Origin of the sequence: Kribbella koreensis (genome assembly GCF_039525325.1) — a bacterium.
Lineage (GTDB): Bacteria > Actinomycetota > Actinomycetes > Propionibacteriales > Kribbellaceae > Kribbella > Kribbella koreensis.
On sequence record NZ_BAAAHK010000017.1, the window covers coordinates 574,655 to 592,585 of the forward strand.

Genomic DNA, 17,931 nt, shown 5'->3' on the forward strand with positions numbered 1-17,931 from the left:
CCATTGCCCCAATCTCATAGAGTCTCCCCATGGATCCCCACCAGGACCCGCCCCCCGCGGACACGCCCTCGCCCACCACTCCCGAGCCCGTAGCCGCGGCAGACCCGCGGGAGCTCCCAGATCCCGAGGCGACAGCCGACCAGGCTGGTCCGCAAGAGCCGCCGGCTGGTGGCTGGCAGCCGCCGAGGCAGCGGTCGGCAGAGGATGGTGGCCAGCAGCAGCCGACTGGTGGTTGGCAGATGCCGGGGGAGCGGCCGCAGGACTCCGTGGGGTGGCAGGCGCCGGGGCAGCCGCCGGTGCAGCCGGGTGGGTGGCAGCCGCCGGTTGGGTGGTCGCCGCAGCAGCCGCCGCCGTATGGCGCGCCGCCGCAGGGCCAGCAGGCCCAATACCCGGGCGCACAGCAGTACCCGGGGGCGGCGCAGTATCCGGGGGCGGCGGGTGGGTATCCGGGGCCGGCGCAGTATGGGCCGGCGCCGGGGAGTCAGCCTTATCCGGGGGCTCCGCCTTACGGCGCACCGGGGGTGGGGCCATACGGGCCGGGACCTGGCTATCCGCCGCCTGGGCAGCCGCAGCCGTACGGGCAGCCGGGGTACCCGCCGTACGGGCAGCAGGGGTATCAGCCGTATCCGCCGCAGCCGTACGGGCACCCGCAGTTCGGGGTCAAGGAGCCTCGGGTGGTGCCGGCTCCGGTGGGGACGCCGTTTCACCGGATGGCGCGGACTCCGGCGCACCGGTGGTGGCGGCCGGTTGTCGGGTCGATCGTGCTCGGGCTGCTGGCGATGTTCACGACCATCTTCATCATCGTCGTCTGGGACATCATCTCGCCCAACGACGTGACCGACGACGACTCAGGCGTCTTCTTCAACAACCCCACCGAGGACATCGCCTCCAACCTGGTCCTGCTCGGCGTCCTCACCCCACTGGTCCTGCTCACCGTCCGCTGGATCCAGCGCCGCCCAGCCTTCAGCGTCGCGTCCGTCCTGCAGAAGATCCGCTGGCGCTGGCTCGCGTTGTGCTGCCTGCCCGGCCTTGCCTACCTGGTCCTCAACATCGCCCTCGGCAACGCCTTCGACGCCCTCTTCCCGAACACCGACACCGGCACGGACACCGGCGACGACGGCTCCTGGGTCGGCTGGGCCCACTTCGTAGTACCGGCGCTGGTGATCCTGGTCCTCGTACCGTTCCAGTCGGCCGCCGAGGAGTTCGTGTTCCGCGGCTGGCTGGTCCAAGCGGTCGGCGCCTACGGCCCGGACAACACCGACGGCAGGCCGTTCGTCCGGCAGCTCAAGCGACTCTTCCGTTCCCCGTGGCCGGCGCTCGTCGTGAGCAGCGTCGCGTTCGTCTTCGGGCATGGGTACACCGGCTGGGCGATGGCCGACATCTTCCTGTTCGCGATGACCGTCGGCTGGCTGACGATCAGAACCGGCGGACTCGAGACCGGCATCGCGCTGCACTCGATCAACAACATCATCGCGTTCATGATCCCCGCGGCACTCGGCCAGCTGTCCGACTGGTCCGACCAGGGCGGCGCGCACTGGTCGGTCTTCGTCCTCGATCTCCCCTGCATCGCCCTGTACGCCGCCGGCGTCCTCTGGCTCGCCAAGCGCAACAACATCGCCCAGGTCAGCCGATAAACCGGGCGCGTTCTGTCGGCCGCCTCTGGCAAGGTGTCCGCCGTGACGAACCCACATCCTGAACCGCTCGAAGCCGTCCTGTTCGACTGGGGCGGCACCCTCGCCACCTGGCACGACATCGACCTGTACGACGTATGGCGCTCGGTCGCCGCCCTGATCGACGAGCCCCGCGCCGACGAACTCGCCACCCGCCTGTTCGACGCGGAGAACTCGATCTGGCGGCGATCCCGCGACGAGCACCTCAGCAGCACGCTCGAGGAGGTCTGCCTGCTGGCCGACGTGGCGATGACGCCGTCGGCCCTGGCGGAGTACGAGCGGCGCTGGCAACCGCACACCGAGCTGGCGCCGGACGCCCTCGACACCCTGCGCGCGCTCCGCGACCGCGGCCTCCGGATCGGCGTGCTGTCCAACACGATCTGGTCGCGGCAACGCCACGAGGACATCTTCGCCCGCGACGGCGTGCTCGAACTGCTCGACGGCGCCGTCTACACCAGCGAGATCCCGTACTCGAAGCCGCACCCGGAGGCCTTCCACGCCGCCCTGCGCGCCGTGAAGGTGGACGCGCCGGCCAGCGCCCTGTACGTCGGTGACCGGCTGTTCGACGACGTCTGGGGCGCGCAGAACGTCGGCATGCGCGCCGCCCACATCCCGCACAGCGCGATCCCCACAGAGCAGATCGGCCACACCGAAGGCGTCCCCGACGCCACCATCCAGAACCTCGCCGACCTCATCCCACTCGTCGACACCTGGAACGCCCGCTAGCCGGGAGGCCGTAAGCCGGGGCGCGTAAGCCGGTGCAGCCACCGGGGACTCGGGGGAGACGTGAAGAACCACGGGGAACCGGTGGCGGGCCTGGGGACTCCGGGGGGAGACGTGAAGAACCCCCGGGCCGCGGTGGTGGGCTCGGGGGTTCTTGGGGGAGTTGGTGGTGCGGGTCAGGCGGCCAGTGTCGGGTCTGCCAGCAGGCGCAGGCGCCCGAGGGCCTCGCGCTCGATCTGGCGGACGCGCTCGGCGGAGATGCCGTGCACCGCGCCGATGTCGGCGAGCTTGGCCTGGCGGCCGTCGTGCAGTCCGTAGCGGCGACGGATCACGTCCGCCGACCGCGGGTCGAGCTGGTCGACCAGGCTGAACAGTCCGGACCGGTCCGAGGCGTCCGCGACCAGTTGGTCCGGCCCCGGCGCGGTCTCGGCCGCGATCAGGTCGCCCAGCGAGGTCTCGCCCTCGTCGTCGATCGGGTTGTCCAGGCTGATGTGGTCCCGGCCGATCCGGATCAGGTCGGTCACCCGCTCCGGGTCCAGGTCCAGCTCTTCGGCGATCTCGGCGATCTCCGGCTCACGCCCGAGCTTGCGCTCCAGCGTCCGCCGGGCCGACCCGATCTGGTTCAGCTGCTCCACCACGTGCACCGGCAGCCGGACCACTCGGGCCTGCTGCGCGATACCGCGGGTGATGGCCTGCCGCACCCACCAGGTCGCGTACGTCGAGAACTTGAATCCCTTGCGGTAGTCGAACTTCTCCACCGCGCGGATCAGGCCCGTGTTGCCTTCCTGGACCAGGTCCAGGAGCGGCATCTGGGACCGTCCGTAGCGGCGGGCGATCGAGACCACCAAGCGGAGGTTCGCGGTCACGAACCGCTGCTGTGCGCGCTGGCCCTCTTCGGCCAGCCACTCGAGCTCTTCCTCCGTCGCATATTTGGGCGCTCCGCCCTTCTTGCGTCCAACCCGCCCCTCGGCCAGCAGTTGCTCCGCGAGGAGACCTGCCTCAACCGTTTCAGCGAGCTCGACTTCTTCTTCCGCGGTCAGCAAAGGAGTGCGAGCGATCTCTTCCAGGTAGAGACCGACGCTGTCCTTACCGTCGATACCGTCGTCCGTGGACCGGACACGAGCCATGCGAGCCACCGAAACTCCCTTCGTCGTTACATGGAGAGCAACGCTCGAGTGAGGTTCAAGATTCCACGATGAGTGTGTAAACAGCCTGAACGTTCCCTGAGATTTCCCGGCACCCTCACCGCACCGAAACCGCCCCCTGCTGCACGCTCAGTGCCCAGGTTCTGCGCACCGCACACGCGGTGTGCGCACAATCGGCTTGATTCGTGGGGTTTCCGGCCCGAAAAGGCACCTGAAACAATTCTCAGGTTTCTCCTCGAACGGCCCCGAATGCCTGCTGAATCAATCATTCGGGGCCGATGAATGTGTCACAGGACACACGCATCAGTCGCTCTCACGGATTAGAACGCTGGAGAGGCCGGCGGCCTTCCCGGAGCTCAGGCCAGGCCGAGGGTGTCCAGTTCCCAGGCGAGGGTGAAGGCGACCTCGCGCCAGGCGTCGTACCGGCCGCTGCGGCCGCCGTGGCCGGCGTCCATCTCCGTCTTCAGCAGCACGTCGACGTTGCCGCTCGCGGTCGCGCGCAGCTTGGCCACCCACTTGGCCGGCTCGACGAAGAAGACGCGGGTGTCGTTCAGGCTGGTGATCGCGAGGATCCGCGGGTACTGCTGGGCCGTCACGTTCTCGTACGGCGCGTACGACTTCATGTACTTGTAGACCTCGGGGTCCTCGAGCGGGTTGCCCCACTCCTCCCACTCGATCACGGTCAGCGGCAGCGACGGGTCGAGGATCGTGGTCAGCGCGTCCACGAACGGCACCTCGGCCACGATGCCGCCGAAGGCCTGCGGCGCCAGGTTGGCGATCGCGCCCATCAGCAGCCCGCCGGCCGACCCGCCCTGCGCGACGATCCGCTCAGGCTTGGTCCAGCCGTCCTTGACGAGGTGCTCGGCCGCCGCGATGAAGTCGGTGAACGTGTTGCGCTTGGTGAGCATCTTGCCGTCGTCGTACCAGTGCCGCCCGAGCTCGCCACCACCGCGCACGTGCGCGATCGCGAACACCACGCCCCGGTCCAGCAGCGACAGCCGCGGGATCGAGAACCACGGGTCCATCGAGCTCTCGTACGACCCGTAGCCGTAGAGCACGATCGGCGCGTTCCCGTCCTTGCCCACGTCCTTGCGCGCCACCAGCGAGATCGGCACCCGAGTGCCATCCGGGGCGGTCGCCCATTCCCGGTACTGCGTATAGGCGCTGAGGTCGACCCCGCCAAGCACCGGCTGCTGCTTGAGCAGTCGCCGCTCACCCGTCGCCACGTCCACGTCGAACGTCGACCCAGGCGTCACCAGCGACGTGTAGCCGAACCGGTACCGCGTGTCCTGCCACTCGTCATTGCGGCCCGGCGACACCGTGTAGATCGGCTCGTCGAAGGTCAGTGCCTCCGGAGCGCCGAACGAACCGCCCTCGCGCCGCATGATCGCCAGCTCGGTGAGCGCGTCGCGACGGCGGTACAGGATGACGTGATCGGCGAACGCGTCGACACCGAGCAGCCGGCTCGACTCGTCGCCCTCGATCAGCGTCGTCCAGTCGCCGGGGGAGTCGAGCGGAGCCGTGGCCAGCGAGAAGTTGGAGGCGTCGGCGTTGTGCACGATCAGCAGCTGGTCGCCGGCGTGCTCGACGTCGTACTCGACGCCTTCCCGCCGCGGTGCCACGACAACCGGCGTACCGGTCGGGTCGGACGCGTCGAGCAGCCAGGCCTCGCTGGTCAGCTTGCTGCCGAGGGAGATCATGATGGCCTGCTCGTTGCGGGTGAGGTCGACACCGACCCAGAACCGCTCGTCCGGCTCCTCCATCACCAGCACGTCGTCGGACGCGCCGAGGGTGTGCCGCCAGACCTGGTGCGGGCGCCACGCGTCGTCGACCTTCGTGTAGAAGATCGTCGAGCCGTCGGTCGACCACGCGGAGCCGTAGTGCACGCCGGGCAGCTCGTCGGGCAGCAGCTGGCCGCTGTCGAGGTCCTTGATCCGCATCGTGAAGCGCTCGTCGCCGGTCAGGTCGACCGAGTACGCGAGCAGCCGGCCATCGGGGGAGACGTCGACCGTGCCGAGCGAGAAGAACTCCGAGTCGCCGGCCAGCTCGTTGCCGTCCAGCAGCACCTCTTCGCCGGGGATCTCGCCGTCGGTCGCGGGCGGCTCGTCGCCGGTCGCCTTGACCCGGCAGCTCAGCGCGTACTGCTTGCCCTCGATCGTGCGGGCGTAGTACCAGAAGCCGCCGTTGCGGGCCGGGACGCTCAGGTCGGTCTGCAGGGTGCGGTCCGAGATCTCCGAGAAGATTGCCTCACGCAACGATTCCAGGTGCTCGGTGCGGGCCTCGGTGTAGCTGTTCTCGGCCCGCAGGTAGTCCAGCACCTCGTCGTTCGTCTTGTCCCGCAACCACTCGTAGTCGTCGACGAAAACGTCTCCGTGGTGGGTGCGTTCGATCGGCTTACGGGCGGCTACTGGCGGCTTCAACTCGGACATGTCCGGAGACTAACTCAGATCTGGTAGCAGGCGACGACCGGTGCGTGGTCGCTCCAGCGTTCGGCGTACGTCGGTGCCCGATGGGTCACACAAGAGGTGGCACTGCCGGCCAGCTCGGGGGAGGCGATCTGGTAGTCGATCCGCCAGCCGGCGTCGTTGTCGAAGGCTTTTCCACGCCACGACCACCAGGAGTACGGCCCGGGTCCCTCGCCGCCGAACCGCCGGCCGAGGTCGACCCAGCCGGCCTCGAACAAACGATCCAGCCAGGCGCGCTCCTCGGGCAGGAAGCCGCTCTTCTTCCGGTTCGCCTTCCAGGCCTTCAGGTCGACCTCGCGATGCGCGATGTTGAGGTCGCCGCAGACGAGCACGTGCCGCCCGTCGGCGCGGAGTACCGACAACCGCTCGGTGAAGGCATCGAGGAAGGCGTACTTCTCCGCTTGCCGCGGCGGAGTTTCGAACTCGCCCGTGAACACATAGGTGCTGATCGCCGTCAGCGTCGACCCGTCGTCGAGCACCACATCCGCCTCGACCCAGCGCCCGCTCCCGCTGAACCGCTCCGGCCCGATCTCGACGTTCTCCTGCTTGATCGGCCGCCGGCTCGCGACTGCCACTCCGGCCCGGCCCTTGTGCCCTTCCAGCGCCGGCTCCGCATGCGCGATCTGCCAGTCGGCGCCGAGGTGATCCCGCAGTACCTCATCCGTCGCCCGGACTTCCTGCAGCAGCAACAGATCCGGATCGGTCTGCTCGAGCCACCCCGCCATCCCTCGCCGGTACGCCGCCCTGATCCCGTTCACGTTCACCGTCGCAACCTTCAGCACCCCGGCACCTTAGCTGCTCGTCACACCCCGGTCGTCGAGCCGGGCCGGACGATCATCAGCACGGTGACGGTCGCCCACAGCAGTCCGAACATCCCCGTCGTCATCGACAGCCTGCGAGCCCGCGGCAGTAAAGCGGTCCGCGTAGCGCCATCCTGATCCGCCGCGGCGATCACCTCGGCCTGAACCGGCAGCACCGCGACCACGAGAACCCCGGCCGCGACGGCGGTCAACGCCATCGAGATGACCAGCCAGACCTCACCGAGTACGCCGAGCCCGGCGCCGACGGCGATCCCGAAGACCGGCACGGCGATCCCCCCGATCGCATAGACGGTGCTGATCCGGTGCAGAGTCCGCAGTACCGCTGTCTGCGGCTGGTCGGCTGCCAGCTCACGGCGGGCGATCGGCGGGAACATGCTGGCGGCGACCGTCACCGGGCCGATGAAGATGATGGCGGCGAGCACGTGCACGCTGAGCAGGAACTTGTTCATCGCTCTCCCTGAGGACGTGAGTTTCAGCCAGACTGTAACTCAACTGTCAGTCCGGCTGAAACCGGTCCTGCGATGATGGCCGGGTGACAGACGCGTCAGAGGGGCCGCCGGCCGGTGCCGCCACGAGTCCGGCGTTGCTGCTGATGATGCTCGGGCGTCAGCTCCGCGAGCAGGCAGAGGCCGAGCTCCGCGAGCAGGGACTCTCGATGCGGTACTTCTCGGCCCTCGGCCATCTCGCCCACCAGCCCGGCCTCTCCTACAGCGAACTGGCCCGTCGCGACGGCATCACCACCCAGAGCATGCAGGCCACACTGCGCCGGCTGCAGGACCTCGGCGCCGTCGAGCTCCTCACCGAGCCCGGTCGCGGCCGAACTGCCGACCTCCAGGTCACCGAGGCTGGTCAAGCGCTCCTCGAGAAGGGCCGCGCCGTACTGCGAGCCGCCGACCGCCGCCTGCTCGATGCCATCGGCAACGAAGGCGCCGGGCAGCTGGCCGGCCTGCTCCTGCAGGCACTGACCGGCCTGAAGCCCGGCGTGTCGCAGTAGCCGCAGCCCGCCGCCAACGACGGGATCCCGTGGTTGTGGGCTGGTCGCGGTGGGTTGGGGCGGATTTTGCCCCTGAGCGGGGGTATTTTCCTCCCCGGCTGCTGGAGAATCCTCCCCAAGCCCCGAGTTGGTGGTGGCCCAGTCGTCGTGGCGCGCCGACCTCGAATCGACGGCCCTTACTCGCTGGTCGTACCCAGGATCGCGTCGAGGGAGCGCTCGCAAAGACTCTCCAGTTCGCCGGGTGAGACCGTCGGGTTGTCGATCCACCTCAACAGGGTCGACTCGACGTAGCCCTGCCAGCCGTGGCAGGCGAGTTCGACCGACGGGGTGATCTCGATCCCGCGCTCGGCGACCGCGTTGATCACCCATTGGCTGAAGACCTGGCGGAGCTCGGAGTGCAGGGCCCGTACGGCGGGGTCGCCGGCCGCTGACATGAGAAGGGTCGCGCGGTAGAGCTGGGGCGCCTCGAGGACGGCCCGGACGAAGGCCCGGATGCCGCTGCGGAGTTGCTCGGCGGGCGGCAGGGAGAGGTCAGGAGCCGTCCGGAGCATCACCTCGGCGGCGGCCGCCTCGATCACGGCGTACTGGAACTTCTTCTTCGAGCCGAAGTAGTGGAACAGCAGCGCGGGGGAGACGCCCGCCTCGGCCGCGACGAGCTCGACGCTCAGTTCGCGGTGCGGGTCGGCCTCGAGGACCCGGCGCGCTGCGTCGAGGATCTGGGTGCGGCGCTCGGCGGGCTGCAGCCGGGCGGACGAGGTGTGGCTCACAGGCGCCAGTGTATTGAGTAATAGGTCAATAAGCACTTACTGTTGAGTATCCACTCAACAGTCGGAGGTCACGATGGCTGGCAAGGTCGTACTCATCACCGGCGCGTCCCGCGGGATCGGAGCGGCCGTCGCACGCCGGCTGGCGGGCGAGGGCGACACGCTCGCGCTGGTCGGCCTGGAGCCTGACGAACTGAAGAAGGTCGCCGAGGACTGCGGCCCCGACGCCGGCTGGTGGGAGGCCGACGTCACCGACACCGACTCGCTGCGGACCGCGGTGGAGGCGATCGCCGAGCGCTACGGCCGGATCGACGTCGTCGTGGCCAACGCTGGCATCGCGGCGCCGGGCTTCACCAGGAGCATGGACCCGGCCGTCTGGGAGCGCGTTCTCGACGTCGACCTGTACGGCGTCTGGCGGACCGTACAGCTGACGCTGCCGCACCTCCTGGAGAGCAAGGGCTACCTGCTGCTCGTCTCGTCCCTTGCCGCCGTCGTCCGCATCCCCGGCCTCGCGTCGTACAACGTCGCCAAGGCGGGAGTCGAAGCGATGGGCGACAGCCTCCGCCCCGAACTGAAGCACCTGGGCGTCGCCGTGGGCGTGGCGCACATGACCTTCGTCGACACGGACATGGTTCGCGGTGTCGATGAGCACCCCGTGTTCGGCAAGGTGCGCACCGGCATCCCGCTGGTCGGCAAGACGTACCCGCTGGAGTTCGCGGTCGACAAGTTCACCCAGGGCATCAGGAAGCGCTCTCGCACTGTCCACGTCCCCGGTTGGATCGGCGCGCTCAAGGTGTTTCGCTGGCTGACGCCGCATGTGATCGAGGCCGGCGCCCGCTTCAGTGTCCCGAAGGCCGACCGCGCCGCACTGGCCGACATCGAGGCCCGTGGCGCCGCAGCCTCCTCCCGCGCTTCGGGCGCCGGCGGCAAGGCCGACTCCGAGAAGGCCGCCAACCGATGACCCGCCCGTACGACGTAGTCATCTTCGGCGCGACCGGCTTCACCGGCGAACTCACCGCCCAGTACCTGGCCAAGAACGCCCCGGCCGAGTTGAAATGGGCGCTGGCCGGCCGCAATCGCGCGAAGCTGGAGGCTGTCCGGTCCAAACTCGGCGCCGACGTCGACCTGCTCATCGCCGACGTCGAGGACGCTGCCTCATTGAAGGCCGTCGCGGAGGCCGCCCGGATCGTCGTCACCACGGTCGGCCCCTACGTCCGGTACGGCGAACCGCTGGTGGCCGCCTGTGCCGAGGCGGGCACCGACTACCTGGACCTCACCGGCGAATCCGAGTTCGTCGACCGGATGTATGTCGCCTACAACGCGAAGGCGGTCGAGACCGGCGCGCGGATCGTCCACTGCTGCGGCTTCGACTCGATCCCGTACGACCTGGGCGTCCAGTACACCGTCGAGCAGTTGCCGAAGAACGTCCCGATCAAGGTCGACGGCCTGATCCGGGCCGGCGGCAAGCCGTCGGGTGGCACCCTGCACACCGCGATCACCGCCTTCTCCCGCGGCAAGCAGAACCTCGACGCGCACCGCGCCCGGCGTCGGACCCAGCCGCGTCCCACGGGCCGGTCGGTCCAGGTCGTGACCGGCAGGATCCACCGCAGCCAAGGGTTCTGGGCCGTCCCGCTGCCGACCGTCGACCCGCAGATCGTGGCGAACTCGGCCGTGCTGCTCGACGAGTACGGACCCGACTTCCGCTACTCCCACTTCGCGGCCGTGAAGCAGTTGCCGATGGTCGCGGGTGGCATCGCCGGTATCGGCCTGCTCGCCGTCGCCGCGCAGATCCCGCCCGCTCGCAAGGCGATCCTGAGCCGGATCAAGACCGGCGAGGGGCCGAGCGAGGAACGCCGCGCGAAGTCCTGGTTCAAGGCTCGCTTCATCGGCGAAGGCGGCGGCAAGCGCGTCGTCACCGAGGTCTCCGGTGGCGACCCCGGCTACGGCGAGACGGCCAAGATGCTGGGTGAATGCGCGCTCTCGCTGGCCCTCGACTCACTCCCTGAGACGTCCGGTCAGGTGACGACGGCTTCGGCGATGGGCCCGGCGCTCCGTCGGCGATTGGTTGCTGCAGGCATCAAGTTCGAGATCCTCGGCGTCGAGGACTACTGAGCCCATGCCGTACGTGACGAGCGCCGACGGCACCCGGATCGCCGTCTACGAGTACGGCGAACCGACCGCTCCGGTGCTGATCGCAGTCCACGGCTACCCGGACAACGCGACGCTCTGGGAGCCGGTCGCGCTCAGGCTGGCCGAGCACTTCCGGGTGATCACGTACGACGTGCGCGGGGCGGGGGAGTCGGACCAACCGCGGCAGCGGGCGGCGTACCGGTTGGAGCGGCTCGAAGAGGATTTCACGGCGGTGCTGGATACGGTATCGCCGGAGCAGCCGGTGCAGTTGCTCGCACATGACTGGGGATCGATCCAGTCGTGGCACTTCGTCACAAGTGAGCGGTTGCTGGGACGGATCGACTCGTTCGTGTCGATCTCCGGGCCGTCGCTGGATCACGTGGGCTACTTCCTGCGGAGCCGCTGGCGGTCGTGGGAGGGGCTGAAGCAGCTCATGCACTCCTGGTACGTCTTCTACTTCCAGCTTCCGTGGCTGCCGGAGCGTGGCTGGCGGAAGGGGTGGGCGCATCGCGTGTTCGGCCGGCTCGAGCGCAGCGCCGGCGGGACGGCTTCTGCCGAGGGAGAGCGCTCACTGGGGGACTACGTCAACGGGCTGAACCTGTATCGGGCGAACGTGCTCCAGCGGCTGGCGCGGCCGCGGGAGCGGCGTACCGGCGTACCGGTGCTTGCTGTGTCGCCGGACGGGGATGCCTTCGTGACGACGCCGCTGCAGACCGACGTGGCGCGCTGGGCCCCGAACCTCAGCGTGCAGGTGGTCAGGGGTGGCCACTGGATGCCCCGGAATGATCCCGGACTGGTGGCCCGATTGACCCTCGAGCACACCCGGCGGGTGGCAGGCTGGAGGGCATGAGAACGATTCTGAACCTGATCTGGCTGGTGCTGGCCGGTTTCTGGCTGGCCGTCGGCTACGTCGTCGCCGGGCTGATCTGCTGCATCCTGATCGTCACGATCCCGTTCGGCATCGCGTCGTTCCGGATCGCCGGGTACGCGCTCTGGCCGTTCGGCCGGACCGTCGTCGACAAGCGCAGCGCGGGCGCCGGCTCGGTCCTCGGCAACATCATCTGGGTCATCGTCGCCGGCTGGTGGCTGGCGCTGGGCCACCTGGCCAGCGGCATCGCGCTCTGCCTGACGATCATCGGTATCCCGCTCGGCCTGGCCAACTTCAAGCTGATCCCGATCTCGCTGCTCCCGCTCGGCAAGGAGATCGTCCCCTCGGACCAGCCCTTCGCCACTCGATGAGGCTCAGTCTGGAAGGCGGGCGTGGCGGAAGCGGCTGAGGTTCAGCCAGAGGGCTTGGACGACCATGATGGCGACTCCTGTCCAGAGAGCCAGGTGGATGCCGTAGTGGTCGGCGAGGACGCCGCCCAGTGGGGCTCCGATGACGATCATCGCCCGGTTGAGGGAGCGGGTGGTGGCGTTCATCCGGCCGAGCAGGCCGGACGGGGTGATGGACTGGCGGTAGGCCATCTCGATCGGGCCATCGAGGCCGAGTGAGATGCCGAACAGCAGTTGGCCGGCGCAGAGCAGGGCTGTGCCGCCGAGGGAGTCGCCGGCCAGCGGGACGGTGAGGTAGGCGAGCGGGCTGAGCCAGCGGCACACGATGATGCCGGGTCCGACACCGAAGCGGCGTCCGTACCAGCTGGAGGCGCCGGCCCCGAGCACCGAGCCGATCCCGGTGAAGCCCAGAGTGATACCGAGTACTACGGCACCGTGGTCGAAGCCGAGGACGTAGGCCAGGTAGACCGTGGTGAGCAGGCCCTGGCCGATGAACCACAGGTGCGAGGTCAAGGTGACCGGGCCGAAGGCGGGGTTGCGGTAGACCCAGTTCAGTCCTTCGCGGATCTCCCGGCGTAGGTGCCGGGGCTGGTCCTTGCCTAGGGCAACCTCTGGCTCGAGGGTTCGGACGGTGCTGAGCAGGACGGCGGAGACGAGGTACGAGATCGCGTCCAGCAGGATCGCGAGCGGCGCGCCGATGATGCCGATGATCACGCCGGCCAGCGGCGTACCGGCGCTCTGGGCGACGGCCGCGCTCTGCTCCAGCCGGGCGTAGGCCGCGGTCAGCAGTGGCTTCGGCACGAGTACGGGCGGGAACGACTGATGCGCCGCGTCGTACACGATCGAGAGCGACCCGAAGGCCAGCGTGACGCAAACCAGCAGGGGATAGGTCAGCGCGTCGAGGGCGGCCGCGAGCGGAAGGATGCCGAGTACGGCAGCCCGGGCGAAGTCGGAGCCGATGAGCAGCGGCCGGCGGCGATGCCGGTCGACATACACGCCGACAAGCAGCCCGAGCAGTGGGTAGGGCAGCCAGGCAGCGGCGCGCAGGATGCCCAGCTCGGTCGTACTGACGTGCAGGGTGAGCTTCGCGATGATCGGCACGGCCAGCGCCGTGAAGGCCGACCCTGCCATCGACACCGCGTCGGCGGTCCAGAAACGCACATACCCGGGATGCTCGAGCAACGGATACCGGCGACGCCCCATCCCGCAGACCCTATGGGACGATCCCGCCGCCTTGGGCACGGGCCAGTCGCACTGACGCCGATTCTGGCGACTGGCCCGTGCTCAAGGCCGGCAGGCTCCACCGCGGCACCCCGCCGAGCCGGCGGTGGGCGCCGGGCTAGCTCTTGGCCTTCTCGACCAGCTTGCGGACGTTCTCGATCGAGCCGCAACCGCTGTCGATCAACCGGGCGCGTTCGGCGGCGAACGCCTCGCCGAGCTTGGCCCGGTCGTCCGCATCGACATCCGTCCTGGCCGGGTTGAGAACGTCCCGCTCCTCCTCGTCGAGGTGGTGCGACAGCGCTTCGGAGAGTTCGTGCGTCTTGTCGCCGAACTCCTCGCTCGCCGTGTCCTCGACCTCCATCAGCGCGAGCAGCGCTTCGTTGCCCTCGTCGTGTTCGTGCTCGGAGTGCTCGACCTCTTCGGCGTCGATCGCGTCCTTCTTGCGCAGCGACGGATAGACCTTCGACTCCTCGGCCTCGGCATGCGCGATCAGCACAGTCGCCAGATCCGCCGGCACCGCTGCCCGATCAGCCTCTACGTCGCGCAGCTCGCGCAAGGCCTCCTCGAACCAGCGATGGTCGGCGAGGATGATCTCGACCACATCGCCGCCGGTCTGCTGCAGGATCTTCGGCATGCTCACATCCTCCAAGTCCAAGCTGGTGTGGGACCCCGGTACCCGCATCTGCCGCGTTCATGCGCGGCCGGGTTAGCCTGCCCGGATGGTCACCGTTCGTGCACTCGTCCGCCGCCCGAGCCCACGCCTCGCCGAGGGCCTGCTCACCCACCTCGAGCGCGTCCCCGTCGACTTCGAGCTCGCCCGACGCCAGTGGCAGCAGTACGTCGACGCGCTGACGGCCGCCGGCTGGAGCACCGTCGAGGTGCCGCCGGCCGACGACTGCCCGGACGGTGTGTTCGTCGAGGACACGATGGTTGTCTACGGCAACCTCGCCGTGATCGCCCGGGCCGGCGCCGACGAGCGCCGTCCGGAAGCAGCCGAGGCCGAGCGTGCCGTGGCCGCGCAGGGTTACGAGATCGCACACGTCGCCGACCCCGGCACCTTCGACGGCGGCGACATCCTCAAGGTGGGATCCACCGTGTACGTCGGGCTGGGCGGCCGCACCAACCAGGCCGGCATCGACCAGCTGCGTCAGCACCTCGAGCCGCTCGGTGCGGAGGTGGTCGCAGTACCGGTCCAGAAGGTCCTCCACCTGAAGTCGGCGGTGACCGCGCTGCCCGACGGCACGGTGATCGGCTACGAACCGCTGACCGACAATCCGGCCGCCTTTCCGGAGTTCCTCGCCGTACCCGAGGAAGGCGGCGCCCATGTCGTCCTGCTGGGGGAGGACCGGCTCCTGATGGCCGCCTCCGCCCCCAAGACCGCCGAACTGTTCCGCGAGCGCGGCTACACCCCGGTCGTCGTCGACATCAGCGAGTTCGAGAAGCTCGAAGGCTGCGTGACCTGCCTGTCAGTCCGCCTTCGGAGCTAGCGTCCTGCGATGCCGCGCGGCGGCTGACAGCTCGCGATCCTTCCGCTTGCCGCGGAGGTCGGCCGCCTCACACGCCTCCAGCAGGAAGGACCGGTAGGTCTCGGTGTCGGGGTGACTGTTGCCGAGGCCTTCGATGCTGTCGGCAAGCGTCATCTCCAGCACCTGGACCGCGGCGCCGAGCTGGTCGGCGAACATCGTCGCCCGGCCGAGCGCCGCGCGGGTCCGCAGTACCTTCGGGTTCTGCCGGCCGAGCGTCTGCTCGTCCTGCTCGACCAGTTCGCTGAGCAGCTTCATCTCGGCTCTCGGCCCGCCGACCATCAGCTGGGCGCCGGTCTCGCCCTCGACGGCGATCCGGGTCAGCTTGTGGTCGGCGCCGAAGACGCGGTTCAGCTGCGGCGTGATCAGCTCGAACCAGCCGATCGCCGAGGCGTAGTCGCCGGTCGCGAGCAGTGCCTGCGCAACCCGGAGCCGGACCTGGAGCGTCGCCGGATCATCGGCCCGCAGCACCTTCTCGCAGGCCGCCAGCGAGGTCTCGTACAACGGCAAGGCCCCGGCCGAGTCACGAGCGGCCCAGTGCGCCTCGGCCTGCTCGTAGGTCGCGTCGACCAGCTCGGGGTGATCCTTGAACTCCGACGGCGGCGGCTCCTCGGAGTACGCCGGGACGGCAGCCGGCCGGTCGAGCAACCGCCGGCCGACGAAGCTGCGGCCGCCGGTCCTGATGATCCGGAACCGGCCACGGAACGCGACCGGGATCAGCAGGAAGGTCGAGTAGAGCGTCCGCACCGACGAACCACAGTCCGGGCAGACGTCTCGATGGCCGTAGAAGCGACTGCCCATGCCACTGAGCCGGGTCGCCGCATCCGGCGCTCGCCAGGCTGTCGACGACGCGGTGCAGGCTCGGCAGAACGGGTACACCCCGCCGCGGACGTCAGTCATTCGGCCCATCTTGGCCGGTTTCGCCCGGTTTGTCGTCCTCGCCGCCTGAAAGGGCACGTTTGGTGAGCTCCGGATCGTCCACCGCGAAGGTCCGGACCGGCCCGGCCGGCGTCAGCGCGGTCTCGAACCGGACCGTCACGAGCCCCCGCCCGGAACCCCAGACCCAGCCCTCCCCGTGCTCCGTGTGCACGACGTCCTGCCCCGGGTAGTACCCGGCCGACCTCCGGTCCCGCGGCCGGTCGGGCAACTCGATCACCTCGACAGGTATCTCCGCCGCGTGCTCGCTCTCCGTGAACAGGTCGTCCTGGATCCAGTCCGCGAGCGAGGACACCCCGACACCGAGCAACCGGATCCCGCCGGAGATGTCGCTGTCCTCGAGCAACCGGCGGGCCATCCGGCCGATCACCCGCGGATCGTCGGTCGGCCCGGCCAGCGTCGACGAGCGGGTGTGCGTGGTGAAGTCGTGCATCCGCGTCTTCACCGTCACGGTCCGGCCGGACAGCTGCGCCTTCTGCAGCCGCTGGGAGACCTGTTGCGCCATCCGGTCGCCGATCGCCGCCAGCAACGCCCGGTCGATGATGTCGGTCTCGAAGGTGTCCTCGACGCTGACCGACTTGGTCTCCCGATCGCTCACCACCGGCCGGTCGTCGGACGCCGTCGCCAACCGGTGCAGGCTCGATCCGTGCGCCGAGCCGACCTGCCGGATCAGCTCGTCCTGGTCGAGCTGCTGCAGATCGCCGACCGTCCGGACCCCGGCCATGCTGAGCCGCTGCGCGGTCGCCGGTCCCACACCCGGGATCACCGTCACCTGCATCGGTGCGAGGAACTCCGCCTCGGTGCCGGCCGGCACGACGACGACTCCGTCGGGCTTGTCGAGATCACTCGCGATCTTCGCGATCAGCTTGGACGTGCCGGCCCCGACCGACGCCGTCAGTCCGCCGCTGGCCTCCTTGATCGCCGCCTTGAGATCGTTCGCGATCGCCTCGACGTCGTCGACCGTCAGGTTGCTCAGTCCGGCCGCCGCCAGATCCACGAACGCCTCGTCCAGCGACAGCGGCTCGACCAGCGGTGACAACGCGCGCATCTGGGCCATCACCGCCTTGCTCACTTCCCGGTAGACCTCGAAGCGCGGTCCCAGGTACGCCGCGTGCGGGCAGCGCGAGCGCGCCTCCGCGGTCGACATCGCCGACCGTACGCCGTACTTGCGGGCCTCGTACGACGCCGTCGAGACGACTCCGCGCAGGCCGATGCCACCCACGACGACGGCTTTGCCGCGCAGGGAGGGCTTGTCCCGCTGCTCGACCGCTGCGAAGAACGCATCCAGGTCGACGTGCAGGACGGACGGATCGGTACGCACGGACCCAGTCTCCCCGGCGGCACCGACAATTCGGCCCACCGCCCTGGCACGATCGGTCCATGACCACCTTCCCCGCCTGGGACGACGGCACCACGACGACCACGCCCGATCACCAGATCCACTGGTACGACGACCGGACGGCGATCATCCGGCAAGCCCTGCACACCAACTTCGAGGGCCCGTTCATCTACCTGCTGCTCGGCTCCGAGCGGGCCCTGCTGCTCGACACCGGCACCGGCCACATCGACCTGCGCGGGATCGTCGACGGGTTGCTGGCCGGACGGGACCTGGAGCTGGTCGTCGCCCACACGCACGGACACGGCGATCACGTCGGCGGCGACGACCAGTTCGACACCGTCGTCGGCAAGTCGGCCGAAGCGGTCGCGGAGTACTTCGGGATCACCGCCTGGCCGGAGCAGATCGTGGAGTTCGACCTCGGCGATCGGGTGCTGGACATCATCGCGATCCCCGGCCACCACCCCTCGCACGTCGCGTACTACGACCGCTCGACCCGGCTGCTGCTCACCGGTGACTCCTTGTACGCGGGCCGGCTGTACGTCTTCGACTGGCCCGCGTTCCGGGCCAGCGTCGCCCGGCTGCACGGGTTCGTTGCCGCGGGCAATCCGGTCGACCTGGTGCTCGGCACCCACATCGAGATGACGCGGGAGCCCGGCGTCGACTTCGGTCTCGGGTCGGACGTCCACCCCGGCGAGCACGTGCTCGAGCTGGATCCCGCGGTGCTGACCGAGCTGGCCGACGTGATGGCGGCGGCGGGGGAGACGCCGCACCGGATCGTCCGCGACCACTTCATCGTGTTTCCGCTCTCGCCGGCCGGGGAACCGCTCTGAGCAGCCGCACCGGCGTTCCAGCCGGTGAACAGCGACGCCGTAAGCGGCCCCGATCAAGCGCGCTTCGGGCAGACTGAGGCAAGGGAACCTGACAG

The 17,931-nt window shown here is 69.3% G+C and carries 17 protein-coding genes and 1 pseudogene; 9 read left to right on the plus strand and 9 right to left on the minus strand.

The window, feature by feature from the left end:
• Positions 1 to 29: 29 nt before the first annotated feature.
• The gene (locus tag ABD116_RS32165) at positions 30 to 1,634 is read left to right on the plus strand and encodes a CPBP family glutamic-type intramembrane protease (protein WP_343978967.1); all 1,605 of its coding nucleotides are present in this window, start codon (positions 30 to 32) and stop codon (positions 1,632 to 1,634) included.
• A 42-nt stretch (positions 1,635 to 1,676) separates the two neighbouring features.
• Entirely contained in the window at positions 1,677 to 2,396 is a 720-nt protein-coding gene (locus tag ABD116_RS32170) for an HAD family hydrolase (protein ID WP_343978970.1), read from the plus strand.
• Between the two features lie 173 nt (positions 2,397 to 2,569).
• Here the strand turns inward: ABD116_RS32170 and ABD116_RS32175 are convergent, their stop codons facing one another.
• From ABD116_RS32175 to ABD116_RS32190, 4 genes are all read right to left on the minus strand, one after another.
• Positions 2,570 to 3,529: a sigma-70 family RNA polymerase sigma factor gene (locus ABD116_RS32175; protein ID WP_343978973.1), complete on the minus strand. Its 960-nt coding sequence runs from the start codon at positions 3,527 to 3,529 to the stop codon at positions 2,570 to 2,572.
• Positions 3,530 to 3,894: 365 nt separating this feature from the next.
• Positions 3,895 to 5,967, minus strand: a complete 2,073-nt coding sequence (locus tag ABD116_RS32180) for a S9 family peptidase (protein ID WP_343978976.1) — start codon at positions 5,965 to 5,967, stop codon at positions 3,895 to 3,897.
• Between the two features lie 14 nt (positions 5,968 to 5,981).
• A complete protein-coding gene (xth, locus tag ABD116_RS32185; protein WP_343978979.1) occupies positions 5,982 to 6,785 on the minus strand; it encodes an exodeoxyribonuclease III in 804 nt (267 codons plus the stop codon).
• 20 nt (positions 6,786 to 6,805) lie between these two features.
• Positions 6,806 to 7,273 (minus strand): DUF2269 family protein, encoded by a 468-nt coding sequence (locus ABD116_RS32190; protein ID WP_343978982.1) that lies wholly within the window; start codon positions 7,271 to 7,273, stop codon positions 6,806 to 6,808.
• 83 nt (positions 7,274 to 7,356) lie between these two features.
• On the opposite strand from ABD116_RS32190, the gene ABD116_RS32195 reads away from it, so the two are divergent.
• Positions 7,357 to 7,818, plus strand: coding sequence for a MarR family winged helix-turn-helix transcriptional regulator (locus ABD116_RS32195; protein ID WP_343978985.1), 462 nt, complete (start codon positions 7,357 to 7,359; stop codon positions 7,816 to 7,818).
• A gap of 176 nt (positions 7,819 to 7,994) precedes the next feature.
• On the opposite strand, the gene ABD116_RS32200 is transcribed toward ABD116_RS32195, so the two are convergent.
• Complete coding sequence (locus ABD116_RS32200; RefSeq protein WP_343978988.1) at positions 7,995 to 8,585, minus strand: TetR/AcrR family transcriptional regulator; 591 nt, start codon at positions 8,583 to 8,585, stop codon at positions 7,995 to 7,997.
• A gap of 70 nt (positions 8,586 to 8,655) precedes the next feature.
• Here ABD116_RS32200 and ABD116_RS32205 point away from each other — a divergent pair.
• The 4 genes and pseudogenes from ABD116_RS32205 to ABD116_RS32220 all read left to right on the plus strand — a co-directional run.
• Positions 8,656 to 9,543: pseudogene (locus ABD116_RS32205) on the plus strand (SDR family oxidoreductase); the annotation flags it as partial.
• Positions 9,540 to 10,694, plus strand: coding sequence for a saccharopine dehydrogenase family protein (locus ABD116_RS32210; protein WP_343978991.1), 1,155 nt, complete (start codon positions 9,540 to 9,542; stop codon positions 10,692 to 10,694). The pseudogene ABD116_RS32205 and the gene ABD116_RS32210, both read left to right, overlap by 4 nt.
• A gap of 4 nt (positions 10,695 to 10,698) precedes the next feature.
• Complete coding sequence (locus tag ABD116_RS32215; protein WP_343978994.1) at positions 10,699 to 11,562, plus strand: alpha/beta fold hydrolase; 864 nt, start codon at positions 10,699 to 10,701, stop codon at positions 11,560 to 11,562.
• Positions 11,559 to 11,951 (plus strand): YccF domain-containing protein, encoded by a 393-nt coding sequence (locus ABD116_RS32220; protein WP_343978997.1) that lies wholly within the window; start codon positions 11,559 to 11,561, stop codon positions 11,949 to 11,951. The genes ABD116_RS32215 and ABD116_RS32220 overlap by 4 nt, the downstream gene beginning before the upstream one ends.
• Positions 11,952 to 11,954: 3 nt before the next feature.
• Here the strand turns inward: ABD116_RS32220 and ABD116_RS32225 are convergent, their stop codons facing one another.
• Both ABD116_RS32225 and ABD116_RS32230 read right to left on the minus strand, forming a co-directional pair.
• A complete protein-coding gene (locus tag ABD116_RS32225; protein ID WP_343979000.1) occupies positions 11,955 to 13,190 on the minus strand; it encodes an MFS transporter in 1,236 nt (411 codons plus the stop codon).
• A gap of 136 nt (positions 13,191 to 13,326) precedes the next feature.
• Positions 13,327 to 13,842 (minus strand): hemerythrin domain-containing protein, encoded by a 516-nt coding sequence (locus tag ABD116_RS32230; protein WP_343979003.1) that lies wholly within the window; start codon positions 13,840 to 13,842, stop codon positions 13,327 to 13,329.
• 85 nt (positions 13,843 to 13,927) lie between these two features.
• Between ABD116_RS32230 and ddaH the strand changes: the two genes are divergently transcribed.
• Positions 13,928 to 14,695, plus strand: a complete 768-nt coding sequence (gene ddaH, locus ABD116_RS32235) for a dimethylargininase (protein ID WP_343979006.1) — start codon at positions 13,928 to 13,930, stop codon at positions 14,693 to 14,695.
• Here ddaH and ABD116_RS32240 read toward each other — a convergent pair.
• Both ABD116_RS32240 and ABD116_RS32245 read right to left on the minus strand, forming a co-directional pair.
• Positions 14,675 to 15,631, minus strand: coding sequence for a tetratricopeptide repeat protein (locus ABD116_RS32240; protein ID WP_343979009.1), 957 nt, complete (start codon positions 15,629 to 15,631; stop codon positions 14,675 to 14,677). The two genes, ddaH and ABD116_RS32240, sit on opposite strands and share 21 nt — an antisense overlap.
• Positions 15,624 to 16,988 carry a DNA polymerase IV gene (locus ABD116_RS32245; RefSeq protein ID WP_343979012.1) on the minus strand — a complete coding sequence of 455 codons (1,365 nt, stop codon included), beginning with the start codon at positions 16,986 to 16,988 and terminating at the stop codon, positions 15,624 to 15,626. Before ABD116_RS32245 ends, ABD116_RS32240 begins: the two co-directional genes overlap by 8 nt.
• 59 nt (positions 16,989 to 17,047) lie before the next feature.
• Here ABD116_RS32245 and ABD116_RS32250 point away from each other — a divergent pair, with 59 nt between their 5' ends.
• Positions 17,048 to 17,836 (plus strand): MBL fold metallo-hydrolase, encoded by a 789-nt coding sequence (locus ABD116_RS32250; RefSeq protein WP_343979015.1) that lies wholly within the window; start codon positions 17,048 to 17,050, stop codon positions 17,834 to 17,836.
• Positions 17,837 to 17,931 lie beyond the last annotated feature (95 nt).

What these genes read in the sequence shown, in the direction of transcription:
- ABD116_RS32165 (WP_343978967.1), top strand. Translation starts at nt 30, where the DNA reads ATGGATCCCCACCAGGACCCGCCCCCCGCGGACACGCCCTCGCCCACC.
- ABD116_RS32180 (WP_343978976.1), bottom strand. Translation starts at nt 5,967, where the DNA reads ATGTCCGAGTTGAAGCCGCCAGTAGCCGCCCGTAAGCCGATCGAACGC.
- ABD116_RS32190 (WP_343978982.1), bottom strand. Translation starts at nt 7,273, where the DNA reads ATGAACAAGTTCCTGCTCAGCGTGCACGTGCTCGCCGCCATCATCTTC.
- ABD116_RS32210 (WP_343978991.1), top strand. Translation starts at nt 9,540, where the DNA reads ATGACCCGCCCGTACGACGTAGTCATCTTCGGCGCGACCGGCTTCACC.
- ABD116_RS32215 (WP_343978994.1), top strand. Translation starts at nt 10,699, where the DNA reads ATGCCGTACGTGACGAGCGCCGACGGCACCCGGATCGCCGTCTACGAG.
- ABD116_RS32220 (WP_343978997.1), top strand. Translation starts at nt 11,559, where the DNA reads ATGAGAACGATTCTGAACCTGATCTGGCTGGTGCTGGCCGGTTTCTGG.
- ABD116_RS32225 (WP_343979000.1), bottom strand. Translation starts at nt 13,190, where the DNA reads ATGGGGCGTCGCCGGTATCCGTTGCTCGAGCATCCCGGGTATGTGCGT.
- ABD116_RS32230 (WP_343979003.1), bottom strand. Translation starts at nt 13,842, where the DNA reads ATGCCGAAGATCCTGCAGCAGACCGGCGGCGATGTGGTCGAGATCATC.
- ddaH (WP_343979006.1), top strand. Translation starts at nt 13,928, where the DNA reads ATGGTCACCGTTCGTGCACTCGTCCGCCGCCCGAGCCCACGCCTCGCC.
- ABD116_RS32240 (WP_343979009.1), bottom strand. Translation starts at nt 15,631, where the DNA reads ATGACTGACGTCCGCGGCGGGGTGTACCCGTTCTGCCGAGCCTGCACC.
- ABD116_RS32250 (WP_343979015.1), top strand. Translation starts at nt 17,048, where the DNA reads ATGACCACCTTCCCCGCCTGGGACGACGGCACCACGACGACCACGCCC.